The following is a 19,345-nucleotide window of genomic DNA, read 5'->3' as shown; positions in this document are numbered from 1 at the left end:
GGAAGGAGCGGCAGGTGAAGCCCAGAACGCGCGACCTCCCCGGCGACCGCGCGGGTCGTCCCGTCACCTCCCGCGATCGCGATCGCGTCAGCGCCGTGCTTCACGGCACTTTCCAAGGCCTCAGCGATACCTTCGTGGATATCTTCCACACAGCAAAAATCGGTGCGTCGGCATAACTCCTCGAGGAGGCCTTCGTCAGCCCGTCGCAGGAGTTGTCCGCTCTGCGGATTGCTGACCAAGGCGATCCGGCGAAGCGGAAGCATTTCGGTCATTGCCATTCTACCCTCTCCGGGGTGACGTTGCAGGGCAGGCGCGCACGACTTGGGAGCCTCTGCTCGTTCTCAATTCAAGTAACCAGAGAATTATCAGCACCTGAACACGAAACGCGCCATGGAGTTGGCGGTTCCGATTTCATCAATTCTTGATTTGCCGGGAACCGGTTTCTTGTTCAAGCGTTTCGGTGATTGGCTACGATCGGGGGACCCGGTCGCACTGAACAAGGAGAAAGCCGATGAAATTCGCAGCATTTGTGGTATCCGCGTCCGTACTGGCACTGGCTGCCTGCTCTGACGGTCCGGCTGAAGAAGCCGGCGAAGATCTCGACGATGCGATCGAGGAAGTGACCGACGAGGATGTCAGCACCTTCGAAGAGGCAGGCGAGGAAATGGACGAAGCGGCGGATGAGCCGACCCGCCGCTAACGCCGGCATCGACCAAGCGACCAAACAGAAAGGCCGGATCTTGTGATCCGGCCTTTTTTCTTGCAAATCAATTGGCTTGGTTCAGGCAGTCGCGGCCTGGGGAGCCTGCGTTTCACTGAAAAACAGCGCCTGACTGATCGTGGCGGCCACGGTCTCCGGCATGAACGGCTTGGTAATCAGGTAGGTTGGCTCCGGCCGCTCACCGGTCAGGAGTCGCTCCGGATAGGCAGTGATAAAGATCACCGGCACGGAATAGCTCGACAGAATATCGGTGACCGCATCAATTCCCGACGAGCCATCGGCAAGCTGGATATCGGCGAGAACCAGACCGGGATTCCGGCTCTCAGCCAGATCGACTGCTTCGGTGCGCGTGCGCGCGATGCCAACAACCTGGTGCCCGCCTCGTTCGACAATCGCTTCCAGATCCAGGGCAATCACAGGCTCGTCCTCGATGATAAGGACCGTCGTACTGAGCCCGCCCTCGATCGATTGCTGCGCCTCGACGAGCAGACCATCCACTTCCTCGACCTGCAGGCGGAGAATGGCGGCTGCCTCTTCGGCGCTGAAGCCCTCCACGGCGGTCAACAGCAGGGCCTGACGGGCCAGAGGCGCCACGTTCGAAAGCCGATCAATAGCTCCAGGCCGAGGCTCATCGTCCTCGGCATGCTCTTCCCAGATGGCACTGAGCGTCGCCCAGTTCATGTGGAAAATCTGATAAAGCGCGATCTTCGGGGAGATCGATTCCTCGGGGGAGTATCCACCCTCGATAGCCGCCTCCAGTGACGCCCGCACAAAAGCATCTCCGGTACGCTGGGAGCCAGTGAGAATTCGGGCATACCGGCGCAAGTACGGGATATGCGGCTTCAGGGATTCGGAAAACGACATTCGCACCACTTCCTCTTGGCGAGAAACATAAACATAAGGGCGAAACGTCGCCCTGACGAGATTGGTTCCCAAATATTTCAGAGCATCGGGGAACCATCCCGAAAACGAGACGTTCCCCTCCAGATCCGCACGCTATCCGGCGGTCGGAGCCCTTGTAGTTACGCCTGTGCACAGTTAGATGATGACCATGAAAGACAATTCCCGCGACCAACGCGCCCCGGACGCCGTCGATCCGGCGACCGCTAAGACCCGGCAGCGCATGCTTGGCGACAAGTTGCGGGACCTGTTCGATGACGTGGTTGAAGAAGGCGTGCCCGAAACATTCAATGATCTTCTGGATCAGCTGGATCGTTCAGCGAGCGCGCGCAAGCAGAGCGAGCCTAGCCCCCAATCCAAGGAGGGCTAGATGGCCAAGAACCAGACAGTCGAGCGCCTTGGAGATGAAGAATTCAAGGGCCTCCTCCGAGACATGATCCCGCACATGCGAGCATTTGCGCGCGGTCTCACCGGTGACGCCAGTGCCGCCGACGACCTTGCTCAAGATGCCATGCTGCGCGCATGGGACCGCCGCGAGCAGTTTGCCGCAAACACCAATTTCCGGGCCTGGGTGCTGACGATCGTTCGCAACCAGTTCTATTCCGACAAGCGTCGATCCTGGCGACAGGTCCAGCTTGATGAGGAAAAGGCAAAGCGCACGCTTCCGAGCGCCATGGACCTCAACGGCATCATGGAGCTTGATGATGTCCGCCGGGCACTCAAGCAATTGTCCGAGGACCACCGCGAGGCACTACTCCTCGTCGGTGCTGGCGGATACTCCTATCAAGAAGCCGCGGACATTTGCGGCTGCGCTGTCGGAACGATCAAGAGCCGGGTAAACCGGGCGCGGTCTACGCTTGCCGAAATACTCGTAAACGGACCTGATGATGCCTCCGGCGACGATGGGGTAGCTGCGTTGGATGCGGCGGATGAGATCATTGCTCAGGTAGAGCGGATTTCCGACTGCCAGCGCGTCAGCTAAGGGGCCCGTGGTGGAGGGGTCAAAATTCGGCTCGGGACGCGGGCTGCGCCTGCAATTGCTGGCGGTACTCGCGCTCAGCCTGAGCCCCCTGCTTGTCCTCTCAATTACCCAAGGCGTTGTCGAGTTCCAGGAGGAGCGCCGCGCCAGACTGGATCACCTCTATACGATCGGTACACGTGCGACAGACGACATACATGCAGTATTCGAGCGTGCCGCCGGAGTTGTAAGCGCCATCGCCGCACAGCCGGACAGGCTGACAACGCGTGAAGCCGGGTGCGACGACGCATTACGCGCTGTCACAGCGGCCAGGCCAATCTATTCCGAACTCGCTTCCATCAACGCGGATGGCCACATCGTCTGCTCTGCCAATGCACGTCGCGAAACGCGCACGATCAGCGGCATGCCTTGGTTCGAGCGGCTGCGGAATGGTGCTGAGGAAGCTTTCTCTGGTGTCTCCCTCGAACCAGGACTTGAACGTCCAACGATTACCGTCGGCCACGTACTGCTTGACCAAGGCGAGTTCACCGGCGCAATCGCGCTGTCCATAGACGTTCGCGCAGCACTGCAGCTGCTGCACAGCGAAAACCTACCGGAAAGTTTCAGCCTTGCGCTTGTGGATGGCGACGGACGCCTGTCCTACATGCGCGATGGAGAGGATGGCCTGCGCTTGGAGGCACTCCCCGAGGACCAGCTGAGGCGGGTCCGCGAGAATAACGAGCCGGCCTTCGTGGAAGCCATCTCGGATATTCCAGACAAGTCGCTGCTGATCATTCCGTTGGTCGGCCGGGACATTCAACTGGCCCTTATTGCGCCAACACTTTCCCTCGATAGCTGGCAAGGCTTTGACATTGTCGGCACGGTTCTTGTTCCCAGCCTTATGTGGCTGCTAGCGCTGCTGTGTGTCGGATTGGCAATCGATTTCTTTGTTCTGCGATGGCTGTCCTACCTCCAGCGTTTCGCCCGGCTGTACGGGGCCGGTCGTCTCGAACTGGTGCCCTTGCGGGCGCACCGCGCACCGTCGGAAGTTCGGGAGCTGGCTGACACGATGTCATCGATGGCAGCAGCACTCGACGAACGAACTGATGAGCTTGAGACGGTCGCCGAACAAAGGGGCGCATTGCTCAAGGAGATTCACCACCGGGTGAAGAACAACCTCCAAGTCATAATAAGCCTCCTCAACATCCAGGCGGGCCGCTTGCAGGACACGCAAGCTCGGGCAGTCCTTACCGAAGCGCGAGGCCGTATCAACGCCCTCGCCCTAGTCCACCGCACCCTCTACGAAGCCGACGACCTGCGTGTCGTCGACATGAAGCCTTTCCTCGAAACGCTCGTCACCCAGCTTGAGGCCGCGTCGCGACATGGTGAGGTCGATGTAGCCGTTACTACGGAAGCCGTCAGCGTGGAACTTGATCCCGACCTCGCTATCCCGGCCGCCCTGTTTGTTACCGAGGCAATCACCAATGCCTACAAGCACGCCTTCAACGCTAAGTCTGACGACGCCCGTCTTGTCGTTCGCCTCTACCGTCAGTCCCCCGACACCATAGCGCTTGAAGTCGAGGATAACGGCCACGGGCTTGGCGAGAACATGAAATCCGGCACAGGGTCGTCCCTGATGGACGCTTTCGCGCGCCAGCTTGAAGGGGAAGCCGTTCGCGAAACCAACGAGATGGGTGGAGTGACCATCCGCCTCGAATTTCCTGGCTAGACTGCCGGAACAGGCGAAAAGCACGGTCGGCAGTGCTCAACGAAATAGCGAAACAAACCACGCGCAGCCTCTTGGTGTAACAAGAGCTCGGGATGGTATTGCACGCCCATGCGGAGATGAGGCTGGTCACTCTCGATGGCCTGGATGCCTTCGCTGGCCCGCTCGCGTGCGACGACACGGTAACCGGGCGCCGGATTGCGTACAGCCTGGCTGTGCAGACTGTTAACCTCGAGGCTAGTGGCACCCGTGGCACGGGCCAGGTGCGATTGACCATCGATACGTATCGGCTTGCGAAAGAACGCGTATCCGATAGGGCCATTGGGCAGGCTGTCAGCAACGTCCGGATCAAGTACCTGCAGCAAGTCCCCGCCGGCATGGACGTTCATCATCTGCAGGCCACGGCAGATACCCAGCACAGGTACCGGTGCGTTGTGGGCCCACTCGAGCCACTCCCACTCAAGAACATCCCGATCCAGGTCGTATTTGGACACGTGATCCTCGTCACCCCGATAACGAGCGGGGTGAATGTCGAGGCCGCCGCCGAGCAGCAATCCATCGGGTTCCTCGGCGCTGGCTTCCGGAGACCGTGTCAGCCGGACACCTCGGCCGCCAGCCAACTGGATGGCGAGCCGAAGCAGTACACAGATGAAGTGATCGTGGCGCGTTCCGACTGTGTAGCCAATCAGGGGGCGATGTCGGCTGGCATCATCCGTCATTTTTCACTTCGGCAGGCAGTTCGCCGTACCGGATCAAGTGAGACACTATGAACAAGCTTCCAAGCGCCGCACTCTTGGCTTCCCCGGATGTCACGTCGACGTCCGCCGACCGACCCCGCTTGGCCCGCTCCACCGCATCTGCGATATCGTCCTTCAGGGTCGCGAAGTCCGTCATGTCCCGCCATAAATCCGAGATCTTGCGCAGAAAACCGGTATCGGATTCGGTCAGGGCATGCCAGCTCTCATCGAGTTGCTCCAGGTACTCCGCTTCGCTGAGACTGGCTTGGGTCATGCTTGCGAACCAGAGAAATGGCAACTTGGACCGATAGCCAATCTTGGCTTCGCCGATCTCCGGGAGCGGCTCGCCCAGCGCCTGTTTGGCCATCAGCAACGGATAGTTGACGCCAGCATTCACCGAATGGCTGATGCCAGCCCAGAGACGGGCATTGATCTCGATCAGTTGCGGTTCGTCGCCAGGCTCGCCGGTCCAACGAAAATCAGCCTGCATCGGGCCCCGCCACCCGGTATGTCGCGCGATCTTTCTCATGGCTTCGACAAATGGCGATGCATCTACCGTCTCGCGCAAGGCACCAGCACCCCGCTTGGGCGGAAACTGCTCCAGATTGCGATAGGCGGAAAAGGCAAAGGCGTCTTCTCCGTCCGTCATCGCGGCAACGCAATAGTCCTGCCCCGGCGCCGGGTGTTGAATGAGCATTGTTCCCTCGCGCTCCAGCAGGGTCCATTTGAAGTCGTCTGCGTCTTCCACGAACGCCACGCCCCGGCCGCCACAGCCCGCAGCCGGTTTGATGACCACGGGCAAATCATTCTGCAGTCGTGCGATATCGACCTTACAGGGCGCCTTCACCACGTCTGTTACCGGCGCGGCAACGCCCCAGGATGAGACGTTGGCAGCCAGCCGGTCCTTCGGGTCGACCTTGTCGATGGCCTCAATTGGCGGAGCAGCCAGGATTACGCCTTCGGGGAACCGGTCCCGGTTCCTCGCCAACAAGGGCGTGTCCTCGAAGATGGGCATGAGCAGGACAGGGCCATCCGCAGAATACTGCCCGGCAAGCTCGACCAGGGCATCGACATAGGCGTCCGGCTCTTCGCGCCAATCCGGAACACAAACCGTCTCGTCGCACACTTTAGAGAAGCCGAGCGCGGTCCAGTCAACGCTGTCCACGCCGACGATGGTGCCGCCGACAGGCCGCACGGATTGCGCGACGGTCAATGCCATCAAGCTGCGCGCATAGGTGATGATTATGGTGGGTTTAGACAAGCGAGGTCCCTTTGTCGTGAAGTATAGGATGCAACGCCCCCAAGGCGCCACAGTTCCCCGCGAACCGCGCCCTAACCCCCGACGATTTCGCCACCATTCGGGTGCAAGACCTGCCCCGTCATGTATGACGCATCCTCACAGGCGAGGAATAGCAGAGCCGAAGCCACTTCATTGGGCTGGCCGGCCCGACCCAGAGGCTGGTCAGTACCAAACTCGGCAACTTGGTCGGCATCGAAAGTAGCCGGGATCAAGGGCGTCCAGATCGGGCCCGGTGCCACAGCATTCACGCGGACCCCGCGGCCGGATCCCAATTGCGACAGGGAGCGCGTGAACGCGACGATCGCTCCCTTCGTCGACGCATAATCGATCAGGTGGTGTGACCCCCTGTAGGCTGTGACCGAGGTGGTATTGACGATTGCCCCACCTCCTTCGAGATGCGGCATTGCGGCCTGGCACAGGTAGAAACAACCAAACATATTGGTTTCAAAGGTTCGGCGCAGCTGATCCTCGGATATCGCCTCGAAGTCGGTTGTGGGATGCTGTTCCGCAGCATTATTTACCAGCACATCAAGGCCACCGAACTGATCGACAGTGCGGGAGACAGCATTATCGCAGAATGATTTATCGCCAACATCACCGCGGATCAGCAATGCCTGCCGCCCTTCTTGGCGGACCGCGGCGGCCGTTACTTCCGCATCGGTGTCCTCGGACAGGTATACGATGGCCACATCGGCGCCTTCCCGGGCGAACAGAATGGCCGTGGCGCGTCCGATACCGCTATCGCCACCCGTTATCAGCGCCACTTTGCCCATCAGCTTGCCGCTGCTGTCAAATCGTGGCCGATAGTCGGGCTCCGGCTGCATTGCCCATTCTCGACCGGGCTGATGGCCTTGTTTCTGCGGAGGTTGTCCTTCGGACATGATCGCTCCGTAGCAATTAGCGGTTATGAAGCCGGCTGATCTCCTGCTCGATCAGGTCGACCAGTTCGTCTTTGCCTTCCTCGGCCTCCTGCCCGTCGTCCTGCGAGACATCCGTCAGCAGGGATTTGAGCCAGGTCTCCCGCTCGCTGGCTGCGTAACCCTCATCGGCCAAGATCGCCTTGACCTCCTCTGTAGTCACATCGCGGCCCGGCCTGTAAGCCGTCAGGCTTTCCGGCAGTTTCCCGCGATCCATGTCGGTCGCCATGCTTCACCTCGAAAATTCATGTCCAATCGGGGAACGGAGTGACAGGCAATTCTGTTCCGCGCATCATTACACCCGGCTTGTGCCGAAACAGGAGCGAGCCTGCAGGGCGGAGTAAACCCCGTAGGCGCCAATGATGAGGGCGCCTATTCCGTAGAGCCAGAAGCCGAAAGGCTGGTCACGGAGCCAGCCCAGCGTGGCGGCCAACCCCCTAGCCTCGTCAGGGTCTGCTTGCCACCCCGCGAACAGGAAAAATACGCCGATCAGCGCGATCAAGATACCGCGCCCGACAATTCCGAATATAATGAGGAGCTTAGTGCGGTGCCGCCACCCTGACAGGTCGACATGCTTGGTCCAGCGTTCGGTCCAGCCCCGCCAGACCTGGATGCCGCCGATAACGACCAAGGACAATCCGACAACAATCACGGCAAACCGGCCGAGAGGCTGACCCAGCAGCCAACGCGCCATCGCCTCCGTCAGGCCCGGTCCCGAACCATCATTTGCCCCCAGTGTCACGCCGATCGCCGCTGCTCCAATCAATGCGTAAGTCGATCCGGACATGATCATGCCGAGGCGAGCGGCCCACCCGCTCGCGTCTTCGCCTTCATTCCGACGATCCAGAATGCCTTGATGAAAGCGCCAGATTGAATAGAGAAACAGTCCCACCCCTATAAGTATCAAGATTGCCTGCCCCAGAGGCTCCGCTTCAATCTCGAGGAATGCTTCGGTTGGCCCGACGCCAGCCTCGTCTTCGCCGGGATTTATGGCCGCTCGCAACATCAGGCCTGAAACAAGAAAGTAAACGATGGCTCGGGCGCTCAGTCCCAATGTGCCCAGCCACGCGACAAATCCCCGCTCTAGCATCGACATTTTCCTCAGAAACAGAACGGGCCGATTTAAACGGCAGTCGCAGCCGAACCCATTGGTCAAACGCCTTGCCATGGCACCAGTTCCAGATGTTGATCCGGAACCGGCATGCCTTCGACTGGTTACAGGTAGACTCGACTTGGCGAACTGGCAGACACATGACCTCGAATTCTTCAGGCCGTCAGGCCAATGGTTTATTCCGCGATCAGCTCGAACCTGCGCGCATCGGGCTAGAAGAGTCCGAAACCTCCTCGCCCGGCATTACGCGGCGACGGCGGGGGCGCGGCTGGAGCTTTCATGCTCCGAACGGGCGTGCTCTGTCCGGCAAGGCACGCGTCCGATGTCTCGGTCTCGCCGTGCCACCGGCCTGGACCGACGTCTGGATCTGCCCCAGCGAGCTGGGACACATCCAAGCTTGCGGTCTCGATGCCCAAGAAAGACGCCAGTACATTTATCATGAAACCTGGAATGCCGCGGCGGCGACCACGAAGTTCATGGACCTCCCGGCATTCGCCCGCGGCTTGCCGCGGCTGCGGTCGCGCCTGACCCGTATCTTGCGGGACCCCTCTGATCCGGACGAGTTGGCGCTCGCTTGTGTGGTCAGCCTGATGGATGCAGGCGGCCTGCGGATAGGCTCGCACCGACATTGGGCTCGCACGGGTGCGGTAGGGGCGATCACTCTACGCCGGAAGCATATCGAGTTCGGCGATGGCTCGCTGGAGCTCCAGTATCTGGGCAAGGGCGGGCAGGAACGCCATGTGCAGATTGATGACCCCGAGCTGACCGCAGCGCTCCATCAGCTGGCAGAGACCTCAGGCGAGAGCGTGTTCGCTCCGTCCGGGCAGCCTGTAACGCCGGGGCGCACCAATGCCTTTATTGCTCGCCTAATGGGCGCCCGGTTCACGGCCAAGGACTTTCGTACTTGGGGAGGAAGCGTTGCGGCGGCGCGCTATCTGCGCAGCACTGAGGAACCAGTCCTGAAAGAGATGGCGCAGGCGGCCGCTATCTGGTTGGGAAACACGCCCGCAGTTGCACAGTCTGCCTATATCCATCCTGCCTTGCTGGACCTCGCCAGATCGGGCCTGCCGGTCACCAAGATGTCAGGTCCTACACGTCTCCGCGTAGACGAACGCGCTTGTTATTCGGTGATCGCGGGCTGGAAATCCGACAATCATAGGAAATGACAACCGGCGTCCGGCCCTGCCCTGACAATACAACACGCCCAGCAGGCGGGCCCTGCCACGGAGTCGCCTTTTTCCCGCCCTGAAGTGCTGTGAAAAAGTTAACGCGGTCGGGGCACCCGGCTCGGCGACGTATTTCGAAACAGGTTACCAGGAGACCCGGTTTGCAATTTGCGAAGCCCTTCCTATATGCCTTGGGCATGACCCGACAGACCCGCACAGACCTCAAGGTCGGCGCGTTGGTAGCAGCCGGAATGTTTCTCGCTCACTGCGCCCCTGCGCCGACGCCAGAGACCGAAACTGATCCGAGCCTGGGCACCATTCAGGAAACCGGCAACCTGATCGTACTCACCCTTGAGGGGCCAACAAGTTACCGCGAAACCGATTACGGCCCCGCCGGCTTCCGGGACATCCTGACCGGACCCCAAGGCTACGAAGTCGAGCTTACGCGAGCTTTTGCTGAACACATGGGCGTGACCCCGGTCTATGTCGTGAAGCCTGATGTGGAATCTCTTCTTGAAGGCCTGGCCAACGGCGAGGGCCACATTGCTGCCGCTGGCTTGACGGCAACATCCGGACGCATGTCGGACTGGACATTTGGACCGGCCTACATGAACGTGACTGAGCAGCTGGTGTGCCGCCGCAATGGCACAATGCCAGAAACCATCGAGGACATCGCCGACGTTTCGATCGAGGTGGTCGCCGGGTCCAGCTACGTGGAAACGCTTGAGGGCCTTCGCGAAATTCACCCGGACATCAGCTGGACCACCCGTCCAGCCGGGTCCGCCATGCCGCTTCTGGCGCGAGTCGACGAACAGAAGATCGATTGCACCGTAGCGGACTCCAATCTGGTCGAACTGGCTCGCCGTCGGCATTTCGAACTCGTTGCTGCACTGGACCTGACCGATGACAGGCCACTGGCCTGGGCCGTCAACAATGAAGTTGACGGTCTTCAGGGAGCGCTCAGGGTCTGGTTCCAGGAAGCCCACGAAAGTGGTTTGCTGACCTCGCTCGATGAACGCTGGTACGGCCATTTCGAAGAATATGATTACGTGGACGTGGCCCGCTTCGTCCGGCGGCTGACCGAGCGTCTGCCGCGGTTTCAGGGGTTCTTCGAAGCCGCAGCAGAGGCGACTCCATTTGATTGGCGCGTTCTGGCAGCGCAGGCCTACCAGGAATCCCACTGGGACCCGAACGCCACCAGTCCGACTGGCGTACGCGGACTGATGATGCTTACTTTGCCGACAGCGGAGGAGATGGGCATCCGCAATCGCCTCGATCCGCGTCAGAGTGTCGAAGGTGGTGCTGCCTACCTTGCTCACATGTACGAGCGCCTGCCAGAAGGCATTACCGGTGAAGACCGACTCTGGTTCGCTCTGGCCGCCTACAATGTCGGTCTGGGTCACATCTACGACGCCCGCGACCTGGCCGAGCGCCGCGGTCTCGACAAGGACAAGTGGGACGACATTGCCGATACCCTGCCCCTGCTGACACGTCCCGAATACTATCGTGATCTTACGTACGGATATGCCCGCGGCTACGAGCCGGTCCACTATGTGGAGAAAATCCGTGAGTATTACGGAATGATGCAGGTGAATATCTGATCTGCCGGAACCTTCCGCACTGGCCAGGCATTTCCATCGGGTAGAAGAACGCCCCCGGGAGTGACCTGATGACAGTGTCGGACAGCCTCGGCTATCTGGCCATGGCAACAGGAATTTTTGCTGCCTTGGCGATTTCCGCTGACTTGGGGAGGCGGATCACAGGGTCAGCTTTCCTGGTCTTCACCATCTCATCGCTCAGTTGGATTGCTGTCGGCTATCTGGAGGACGAACCTCCTTTGCTGATCCAGAATGTCGTTCTCACCGGGGTCAATGTCTTCGGGGTCTACCGGTGGCTGATCAGACAGCCTTCCCGGAATTCGCATTCACGCAAGCTTGACCAGACCACGGTTGAAGCGCGCCGCTCCGCGCACAACGTCTGAGGTTTGCCCATCCCAATGCCCACGAGGCCCCCTATGACCGAATTCACACTTCACACAACCGAAACCTCTCCCTCTGATTCCAAGCCAATGCTCAAGGAGTCGGAGGACGCTTTTGGCATGATCCCGAACTTGCACGCGGTGATGGCTGAATCCCCTCAACACCTTGAAGCCTACAAAACGCTCCATGCGCTGTTCGAGAACTCGAGCCTCAGCACGGCCGAACGCAATGTCGTGTGGCTGACGGTCAGCGCGGAAAACAACTGCCATTACTGCGTCCCTGCCCACACAGCCATCGCCAAGTCCCAAAACATCGACGAGGACACCATCGAGGCCTTGCGGTCACAACGTCCGCTGCAGGACAACAAGCTCGAAGCTCTCAGGCAGACAACCCTGGAATTGCTGAGAAAGCGTGGTCAGCTTGACGACAAGTCGGTTCAAGCTTTTTTCGATGCAGGGTTCAGCCGGGCCAATCTGCTCGATGTGCTGGTGGGCGTTTCGCAGAAAACCCTCTCCAACTATGTCAATCATATCGCCCAGACGCCGGTAGACGAACCGTTTGAGAAGTTTGCTTGGAACCAGGAAGCGCTCGCCGAATGATTGCGCGTTTTGCTACAGTCCACTTTGAGTGGATTTGGCTGCCAGCCTGAAACCAGCCTGGCGCTGTTGTGTTCCAATACGCACGCTAGGCCCGGCGCCCATACGCAACTGATAAACCCTGCCGGTTTGAAATGGATTGTCTTCTGCTCAGTAATACCGCCTGCTGAGAAATTGGGCCGAAAGGGTCAGATTTTGACTGCAACGCCAGACACATCAACCAGCCTGGTCCCGTTGGAAGCGATCTTCTCGCACGCGCTTGACGCCGTAATAGCGATGAATAGCGAGGGTCAGGTCGTCGCCTGGAACCCGGTTGCCGAAGCGCTGTTCGGCTGGACGGCAGCGGAAGCGAAAGGACAGGTTCTCGGCGACTTGATAGTGCCGCCGGCCTATCGCAAGGCTCACGCTGTCGGCCTCAAGCGGTACCTCGAGACCGGTGATGGTCCGGTGCTCGGTCAGCGTATCTCGATAGAGGCGTTACGACGTGATGGAAACACGTTTCCGGTGGAGTTGGCGATCGTCGCCGCGGTCGAGGATGATACGCCCGTTTTCATCGGCTTCCTGCGGAGTGTCGAAGAGCAGAAGCAGGACCTGAGGGCACGTGACCTGCGGACACAGGAAGCGGAAGTGCTCGCGAGCATTGCTGCGGCCCAGCTGGAAGACGCCACAACGGACGAATTCATTACGCTTTGCCTGACAAAGATTTGCGAAGTCACCGAATGGGAAGCGGGGCATCTTTATGTGCTGGACGCCCCCGACAAGCCAAGCGAGCTATTGCCGACCGGCAACTGGTACATGCGCGACTCCTCTCTGGCTCCGATAGCCGAAATCACGCGGCAGCACCGATTTCGGCTAGGTGAGGGACTGCCCGGCCGGGTCTGGCAAGACGACGACATGATAATCATCGACAATCTGGTTGGGGATCCCAATTTCAAGCGTGCTGCCGAGTTCGTGGAACTTGAGCTAACCAAGGCCTTCGCCTTCCCTATACGCCGGGCCGGTCGCCCCGTGGCCGTCGCCGAATTCTTCGGCAAGTCTGATGCACGAAGTGACACGGCCATGCGTCTCTTCGTGCGGGCCATTGCCGGACACGTGGGCATGGCCATACAGCGCAAGGAGGACGCCGAGCAGAGGGCCCTGTTGGAGCGGGAATCGGCGCACCGCGTGGCCAACAGCCTTGCCGTGCTGCATTCCATATTTCGACGATGCTGTCAGACCACCAACACCGTCGATGAGTTGTCACGCGCTTTCGAACCGCGCCTCATGGCCCTGAGTCACGCTCACCGCCTGTCCGGCAGTGTTGAGAATGCCCGACCTGACATACGTGCAGTGATCGAAGCGGCTACGGAACTGCTGCCGGACAAGGACTCGCTGCGGCTTTCCGGCCCTGACCAGCCGCTACCCACTCATGCCGTGATGCCGCTGGCATTGGTATTCAGCGAGCTGGTCACCAACACCCTGAAATACGGCGCATCGGACCGCTTGATCAGCGTGCTGTGGGAGGCGGAAGAGACGGGGTGCGAGCTGACCATCCACTGGCATGAGAGCCCGGTCCGGGAAGCTGCTCCGCGAACGCGCAAGGGCTATGGTTCCACTCTGATCGACTCCATGATCCGGCGTAATCTGCGAGGCAGTTACACCCGAAAGCTCGACCAGCGGGCGCTGGAAATAGCCATCCACATCCCGCTCGCACCTCCGGATGAATCGCTGCCAGATGGCTAGGCGTCGGCGCTGTTGCGAATTGCCCTTTCCAACTTTTCCAAGGCCTCGTCGAGGACCTTGAACGGCATGGTCAGGGGCGGCAACAGACGGATCACATTGCCGCGAACACCACAGGACAGAAGCAACAGCCCCTCATCACGCGCTTGCGCCACGATACGTGCAGTCCGTGCGGGATCCGGGGACGACGGATTATCGGCCTGCACGAACTCGACCGCGACCATCGCGCCGGGTCCCCTGACCTCACCCAGTCCCTTGTCCTCCCGGCGAATGGCTTCAAGGCGAGTGGTCATCAGCCGCCCGATTTCAAGCGCTCGATCGCACAGCCTCTCCTCCTCGATAACATCGAGCACTGCCAGGGCCGCAGCACAGCCCAGCGGTGATCCGCCATAAGTCCCGCCCAGACCACCGGGAGCAGGTGCGTCCATCAGCTCCGCCTTGCCGATCACACCCGAGATCGGGAATCCTCCGGCCATCGCCTTGGCTATGGTCATCAGGTCCGGTTCGACGCCAGCGTGCTCGACCGCGAACATCTTGCCGGTGCGGGCAAAGCCGGACTGGATTTCATCGGCGATGAGCAGGATGCCATGCCGGTCACACACCTGCCGGAGCGCTTGCAAGAACTCCGAGGAGGCAGGGTAGAAACCGCCCTCTCCCTGGACAGGCTCCAGTATAATCGCCGCGACCCGGCCCGGTTCGATCTGGCTCTTAAACACCTGCTCCAGCGCTGTCAGAGCCTGGGCATCGGAGACGCCTAGGAAGGCGGCCGGGAAGGGCACATGGTGGATGTCACCCGGGAACGGGCCAAAGCCAACCTTGTAGGGCACCACCTTGCCGGTCAGGGCCATACCCATCATCGTCCGTCCGTGAAAGCCTCCCGAGAACGCGATCACGCCAGGCCGGCCGGTGGCCGCGCGGGCAATCTTGATGGCGTTTTCAACGGCCTCGGCGCCCGTTGTCAGGAAGAGTGACTTCTTGGGCGTAGCGCCGGGAGCGACTTCATTGAGACGCTCGGCCAGCCGGACATAGCTCTCATACGGGGTCACCTGCATGCAGACATGCGAGAAACGTTCGAGCTGCTCGGCCACCGCGGCTTTGAGCCGGGGGTGGTTATGGCCAGTATTGGTGACCGCGATGCCGGAGGCGAAGTCAATGAAGCGTCGCCCGTCTTCGTCCCATATCTCGGCGTTGCAGGCACGGTCGGCAAAGACCGGATGCATCATGCCGACACCGCGCGGGATGGCGGCCTGACGACGGGCCCAGTTTTCCTGATTTGTCATAATGCGTGCCGCCGGCTTCACGCCGACAGTCCCCCCATGAGCGTATATTTGATGTCGAGATAGTCATCGAGACCGTAGCGCGAGCCCTCACGGCCAAAGCCGGATTGCTTGATCCCGCCGAACGGCGCGGCGGCCGAGGAGATGATGCCCTCATTGACCCCAACCATGCCGTATTCCAGTGCCTCGGAAACACGGAATGCGCGCCCCAGATCACGAGTGTAAACGTAGGCGGCAAGGCCGTACTCGGTGTTGTTGGCGTCTTTCACCACGCTATCTTCGCTCTCGAAAGCGATAAGAGGCGCCACAGGCCCGAAGATCTCCTCACGGGCCACCGACATCTCGCGGGTGACGCCGGAAAGAACCGTAGGCTGGTAAAACAGCTCTCCGGCGGCGTGACGCCCACCGCCGACCCGAAGCCGTGCACCGCGCTCGAGTGCGTCAGCGACCAGCCTCTCGGTCTTTGCATAAGCGGGTTCAGAGATCAGGGGGCCGATCTCGACACCTTCGCTCTCTCCATTGCCGACGTGCAGTGCGGCTGCACGTTCGCTGAGCATTTCGGCGAAGGCCTCCATGATGTCGGCATGCACATAGATGCGGTTGGCGCACACGCAGGTCTGGCCGGCATTGCGAAACTTGGCCGCCATCACACCGTCGACAGCGGCATCCAGATCCGCGTCGGCAAAGACGATGAAGGGCGCATTGCCGCCAAGTTCCATCGACAGACGCTTCAAGGTGTCCGCGGACTGGCGCATCAGCAGCCGACCAATGGCCGTCGACCCGGTGAAGGATAGCTTCCGGACATCCGGGCTGGCCGTCAGGACGCCGCCGATTGCTGCCGCATCCTTGCCCGTGACGATGTTGAGCACGCCAGGCGGCAGCCCCGCCTCGATTGCCAGTTCGGCGGCGGCCAAAGCTGACAGCGGGGTTTCGGCGGCCGGTTTGGCGATAAGGGTGCAGCCGGCGGCCAGCGCGGCGCCGGCTTTGCGCATCAGCATAGCGTTCGGGAAGTTCCACGGCGTGATCGCGGCGCACACCCCGACGGGCTGGCGACTGACGAGGATGCGCTTGTCCTGTGACGGTCCCGGAATGATGTCGCCGTATACCCGCCGGGCTTCCTCGGCAAACCATTCCAGGTAGGAAGCGCCGTAGAGAATTTCTCCGCGCGCCTCGGCCAGCGGCTTGCCGTTTTCGCGGGTCAGCAGGCGAGCCAGCGGATCAGCCGACGCCTTCATCAAATCCGCCCAGCGCCGAAGAATGCCGGCACGGTCGTGTGCCGCATTCGCGGCCCAGATCTTCTGGGCGGCCTTGGCGGCCGCGATTGCCCTTTCGGTATCCCTCGCGCCACAATCGGCGACGGCGGCGATGACATGCCCCGAAGCCGGATCAATGACGTCGAAAACGGCGCCGTCCTCAGCTTCCACCCAGCGCCCGTCAATGAGCGCCCGGGAAGGATGTCCCGTCCCAATGTCCAGCATGTCCCTCTCCCAATCCGATGGGACCAGTTTGTGGAGTGATCCGGTGCCGCGATAGGACCAGTCAGGAGGTTTCCATCGCGCCAGTTGGAGCCAGCTGTACTGCACGCCCCTTATCGAGCACCCGGGCGGGCCAGAGCATCAGCAGGGCGCTGAGCAGGAGACCCGCAACAGCCACATTGATGAGACCGGGATAGCCGGCGCCACCGGCGAGTAGGAAGCCGGCAATCATGGGGCCAGATGCAAGACCCAGTTTCGAAATGAAGCCAGCGAAGGCGGAAGCGCGCCCGGCGCCGTCAAACTCGGCGCTCATGCCGAGAAGGTAGGCGATGACGAAGCCCCAGGTAATCCCGGTGCCGCAATTGGCCAGCAGGTAGGCTGCAGGGTGACCACTCCAGTGGAATACTGCCGTGCCCCCAAGGGTCAGCAGCATGGCGGCGCCCAGGAGGCGGAAGCGCCCGAAGCGCAGACCGCATACCATCACCAGAAAGGGTCCAAGCAGGGCCACCCAGGTGGCAAGTCCCAAGGCCAGCGAAACATACTCCCGGCTCAGCCCGAACTCCGTGCCCAATCGGATGATATAGGCCAGGAGGCCCATATTGGCCGCCTGGAAAACGAAGATGGCACCGAGCGTCAAGCCCAGAGGCATCCATTCCACACCGCCGCCTGCCAGGGGCCCTCTCTTTCGGGGTGCGTAGTTGCCCAGGAAGGGAAGCAGGATCAGGGTCACGGCGCTGAATGCGGTCAGGGCAAGAAAGAGCGCGCTTGTCCCGTAGAGTGGTGCCAGTGGTGGCAGGGTCATGACGGCCAGACCGCCCAGCCCGAACTGCACGAACAGCAACATGCCGAACGTCCGGTCAGGTTGAGCCGTGCGGGCAATCACCGCGAAAGCTGTGCCGGTGAGAATCCCGCCGACCACACCGTGTCCCAGCCGAACCGGCAGCATGAGGTCGAAGCTGGAAATCCAGATCGAGGCTAGGTCCACCGCGATCAGGATGATCAGGCAGATCCAGGAAATGCGGCGCCACGGGGCGATACGGACCAGCCCGACAGCCCCGAGGGCGCCGAGCGCTGCCCCGTATATGTTGACGGAGCCGATCTGGCCGGCCTGCACATCGCTGAAGCCAAGTCCGGCAACAAGGCCGTCAACGATGGCGGCCATGATGTTGACGTAGAACAGCCCCGCCGTGGCGAGAAACGCGAGGATGCCGGCCGCCACCAGGCTGTCTTCAGGGGCCTTGGGCAGGCTGGGTCTTGCCACCGTATCGACTTGAGGGGTCATCTGTCATCCTCGCAGAGGGAGTGAATGGAGTGGGAGGCCGCCGCGGCACGCGCCCAGGCGAAGTCGTTGCCATCGCTGACATAGCCGTAGACGTGACCATTCGGGAGCAGCGCAATGGTGATGCCGCCATAACCGGACATGACCGGGATCCACAGCGCGGCGTCACAGCCGAGAGTTGGCCCTGCATTCCAGGCCCAGAAGCCATTCTGGTAGCGCTGCATGTCGCCGCCGGCGGGGAGCCCGCGATCGGCCGGATCGCGCTGCAGAGCCGCGTTCAGCAGGTCCGGATCAAGCCGACCCTTCGCGCCGTCCTGCAGGAAGCGGCCGATGCGCATGAAATCCTCGAAGTGCAGCGACAAACCGAGCCCGGTCGCCGGCTGGGCGGCGGTATCATAGGTCCGCAGAACCGTCTCCGCGAGCGGCGAGAGGCCGATCTCGCGCCATAGAGGGACCAGCAGATCGGTGTAGAAGTCCGCGTCGGGATCGCCCGTACGAGAGCGCCAGTAGGACTGCAGGGCTGTCCCGAGTACGTAGGTATCAGTGGTGTGATAGACGAAGTGACGCCCGGGCCCGGTCTGGCGCTCGTACACCGAGCAGGCAATCGCAATGCGCGCCGCGTGGCTCTCCTGCCCGATGAAGCTCCAGAATGCCGGCGCTGTTTCGTCGGCGTGGAAGGCCGGGTCGTTGTAGAGCCCCGTTGCCATGTCCAGTGCGTGCTCGAAGGTCACATCACGCCAGGCATTCGTCGCGCACTCCGGCACATGGTCCGAGATGAGGGCATTGCGGGTGCCCGGGTAGAGCGCTTCAAGCCGCATCAGGGCGATGCCGGCCACGGCGGACTTGGCGACCGAGTAGGACGGCAAGGGCCGAACCTCACAGAACGGATCGCTGCCACTGCGGGTCGGACAGGGTCCAGCGTAGAGCGTTTCGCCGATCAGGAGACCGTGCGTGGTCAAACTGTCAGGGGCCACTTCATCTCGATGGGCGAAGGCAGACGCGTCGGTACCGGGAAAATCATCTGCCACAGCGGTGATCGGGCGACGATTGTAGCGCAATGTCGGAACCGGTTCCCGAAGGTGTGCAAGGCGCTCAGGAAGCGGCTCAATGGTCGCCTCGGCTACAGCTTCGAGATCGAACTGGAAATAGGCACAGGTTTCGGAGTTGATGCGCAAGTGAGCGACGGCCTGGCTGGCCCCATCCGCCCAGCGGAGTGCCAGCAAGCCATTGTGCAGGCAATTTGCATTCCGTTCGCGCCAGGCAACCGGCAGCAAAGCCCGGTAACCCTCGCCAGTCCGCCAAACGGCGCCGGGTTCCACCAGCCACTCCCATGCCGGGTGACCGCCCAGTATGGGCCCCCGTGTCATCGGAACCAGCCCTCCGGCGGTGGTTAGCAAAACAATCTCGAGGGACGGAATGGAGGCCACTCCGGTTTCCTGTGCGCGCCCGAACGGATCAGCGAGAACCGCGAACCTGTCAGGAGT

General features: G+C 61.2%; 20 protein-coding genes. 9 read left to right on the top strand and 11 right to left on the bottom strand.

Annotated elements, in window-relative coordinates; genetic code table 11:
• The coding region (locus ACXYMR_RS06255) for a diacylglycerol kinase family protein (protein WP_458941905.1) at positions 1-278 on the bottom strand (278 nt) is incomplete at its 3' end.
• 233 nt (positions 279-511) lie between these two features.
• Here ACXYMR_RS06255 and ACXYMR_RS06250 point away from each other — a divergent pair.
• Complete coding sequence (locus ACXYMR_RS06250) at positions 512-700, top strand: hypothetical protein (RefSeq protein ID WP_458941904.1); 189 nt, start codon at positions 512-514, stop codon at positions 698-700.
• An 81-nt stretch (positions 701-781) separates the two neighbouring features.
• On the opposite strand, the gene ACXYMR_RS06245 is transcribed toward ACXYMR_RS06250, so the two are convergent.
• A complete protein-coding gene (locus ACXYMR_RS06245; protein WP_458941903.1) occupies positions 782-1,585 on the bottom strand; it encodes a response regulator in 804 nt (267 codons plus the stop codon).
• A gap of 187 nt (positions 1,586-1,772) precedes the next feature.
• On the opposite strand from ACXYMR_RS06245, the gene ACXYMR_RS06240 reads away from it, so the two are divergent.
• Genes ACXYMR_RS06240 through ACXYMR_RS06230 form a run of 3 tightly spaced genes read left to right on the top strand, consistent with a single transcriptional unit; the run spans position 1,773 to position 4,308 of the window.
• The gene (locus ACXYMR_RS06240; RefSeq protein WP_458941902.1) at positions 1,773-1,991 is read left to right on the top strand and encodes a NepR family anti-sigma factor; all 219 of its coding nucleotides are present in this window, start codon (positions 1,773-1,775) and stop codon (positions 1,989-1,991) included.
• A complete protein-coding gene (locus tag ACXYMR_RS06235) occupies positions 1,992-2,603 on the top strand; it encodes a sigma-70 family RNA polymerase sigma factor (RefSeq protein ID WP_458941901.1) in 612 nt (203 codons plus the stop codon).
• 10 nt (positions 2,604-2,613) lie between these two features.
• Positions 2,614-4,308 (top strand): sensor histidine kinase, encoded by a 1,695-nt coding sequence (locus ACXYMR_RS06230; RefSeq protein ID WP_458941900.1) that lies wholly within the window; start codon positions 2,614-2,616, stop codon positions 4,306-4,308.
• Here the strand turns inward: ACXYMR_RS06230 and ACXYMR_RS06225 are convergent.
• From ACXYMR_RS06225 to ACXYMR_RS06205, 5 genes are all read right to left on the bottom strand, one after another.
• Complete coding sequence (locus tag ACXYMR_RS06225; protein ID WP_458941899.1) at positions 4,305-5,024, bottom strand: gamma-glutamyl-gamma-aminobutyrate hydrolase family protein; 720 nt, start codon at positions 5,022-5,024, stop codon at positions 4,305-4,307. The genes ACXYMR_RS06230 and ACXYMR_RS06225 overlap by 4 nt on opposite strands.
• Positions 5,014-6,303, bottom strand: a complete 1,290-nt coding sequence (locus ACXYMR_RS06220; RefSeq protein ID WP_458941898.1) for an ATP-grasp domain-containing protein — start codon at positions 6,301-6,303, stop codon at positions 5,014-5,016. The genes ACXYMR_RS06225 and ACXYMR_RS06220 overlap by 11 nt, the downstream gene beginning before the upstream one ends.
• Before the next feature lie 71 nt (positions 6,304-6,374).
• Positions 6,375-7,223 carry an SDR family oxidoreductase gene (locus ACXYMR_RS06215; protein WP_458941897.1) on the bottom strand — a complete coding sequence of 283 codons (849 nt, stop codon included), beginning with the start codon at positions 7,221-7,223 and terminating at the stop codon, positions 6,375-6,377.
• A gap of 16 nt (positions 7,224-7,239) precedes the next feature.
• Positions 7,240-7,488, bottom strand: a complete 249-nt coding sequence (locus ACXYMR_RS06210; RefSeq protein WP_458941896.1) for a hypothetical protein — start codon at positions 7,486-7,488, stop codon at positions 7,240-7,242.
• 66 nt (positions 7,489-7,554) lie between these two features.
• The gene (locus tag ACXYMR_RS06205) at positions 7,555-8,355 is read right to left on the bottom strand and encodes a DUF1206 domain-containing protein (RefSeq protein ID WP_458941895.1); all 801 of its coding nucleotides are present in this window, start codon (positions 8,353-8,355) and stop codon (positions 7,555-7,557) included.
• A gap of 155 nt (positions 8,356-8,510) precedes the next feature.
• On the opposite strand from ACXYMR_RS06205, the gene ACXYMR_RS06200 reads away from it, so the two are divergent.
• From ACXYMR_RS06200 to ACXYMR_RS06180, 5 genes are all read left to right on the top strand, one after another.
• Entirely contained in the window at positions 8,511-9,536 is a 1,026-nt protein-coding gene (locus ACXYMR_RS06200; protein ID WP_458941894.1) for a DNA topoisomerase IB, read from the top strand.
• 251 nt (positions 9,537-9,787) lie between these two features.
• On the top strand, positions 9,788-11,137 hold the full coding sequence (gene mltF / locus ACXYMR_RS06195; RefSeq protein WP_458941893.1) for a membrane-bound lytic murein transglycosylase MltF: 1,350 nt from the start codon (positions 9,788-9,790) through the stop codon (positions 11,135-11,137).
• 68 nt (positions 11,138-11,205) lie between these two features.
• The gene (locus ACXYMR_RS06190; protein WP_458941892.1) at positions 11,206-11,517 is read left to right on the top strand and encodes a hypothetical protein; all 312 of its coding nucleotides are present in this window, start codon (positions 11,206-11,208) and stop codon (positions 11,515-11,517) included.
• 33 nt (positions 11,518-11,550) lie between these two features.
• Positions 11,551-12,114 (top strand): carboxymuconolactone decarboxylase family protein, encoded by a 564-nt coding sequence (locus ACXYMR_RS06185; protein WP_458941891.1) that lies wholly within the window; start codon positions 11,551-11,553, stop codon positions 12,112-12,114.
• Complete coding sequence (locus ACXYMR_RS06180) at positions 12,115-13,833, top strand: PAS domain S-box protein (protein ID WP_458941890.1); 1,719 nt, start codon at positions 12,115-12,117, stop codon at positions 13,831-13,833.
• On the opposite strand, the gene gabT is transcribed toward ACXYMR_RS06180, so the two are convergent.
• The 4 genes from gabT to ACXYMR_RS06160 all read right to left on the bottom strand — a co-directional run bounded on the left by gabT (position 13,830) and on the right by ACXYMR_RS06160 (position 19,228).
• Entirely contained in the window at positions 13,830-15,110 is a 1,281-nt protein-coding gene (gene gabT / locus ACXYMR_RS06175; protein ID WP_458941889.1) for a 4-aminobutyrate--2-oxoglutarate transaminase, read from the bottom strand. The two genes, ACXYMR_RS06180 and gabT, sit on opposite strands and share 4 nt — an antisense overlap.
• 17 nt (positions 15,111-15,127) lie before the next feature.
• Positions 15,128-16,585, bottom strand: coding sequence for an NAD-dependent succinate-semialdehyde dehydrogenase (locus ACXYMR_RS06170; protein WP_458941888.1), 1,458 nt, complete (start codon positions 16,583-16,585; stop codon positions 15,128-15,130).
• Between the two features lie 61 nt (positions 16,586-16,646).
• The gene (locus ACXYMR_RS06165; RefSeq protein WP_458941887.1) at positions 16,647-17,864 is read right to left on the bottom strand and encodes an MFS transporter; all 1,218 of its coding nucleotides are present in this window, start codon (positions 17,862-17,864) and stop codon (positions 16,647-16,649) included.
• Positions 17,861-19,228 carry a serine hydrolase domain-containing protein gene (locus tag ACXYMR_RS06160; protein WP_458941886.1) on the bottom strand — a complete coding sequence of 456 codons (1,368 nt, stop codon included), beginning with the start codon at positions 19,226-19,228 and terminating at the stop codon, positions 17,861-17,863. Before ACXYMR_RS06160 ends, ACXYMR_RS06165 begins: the two co-directional genes overlap by 4 nt.
• Between the last annotated feature and the right edge of the window lie 117 nt (positions 19,229-19,345).

This window comes from Maricaulis sp. CAU 1757 (assembly GCF_054482675.1).
Note: the sequence above shows the minus strand (reverse complement) of the source record. Positions and strands in the feature narration are given on the sequence as shown.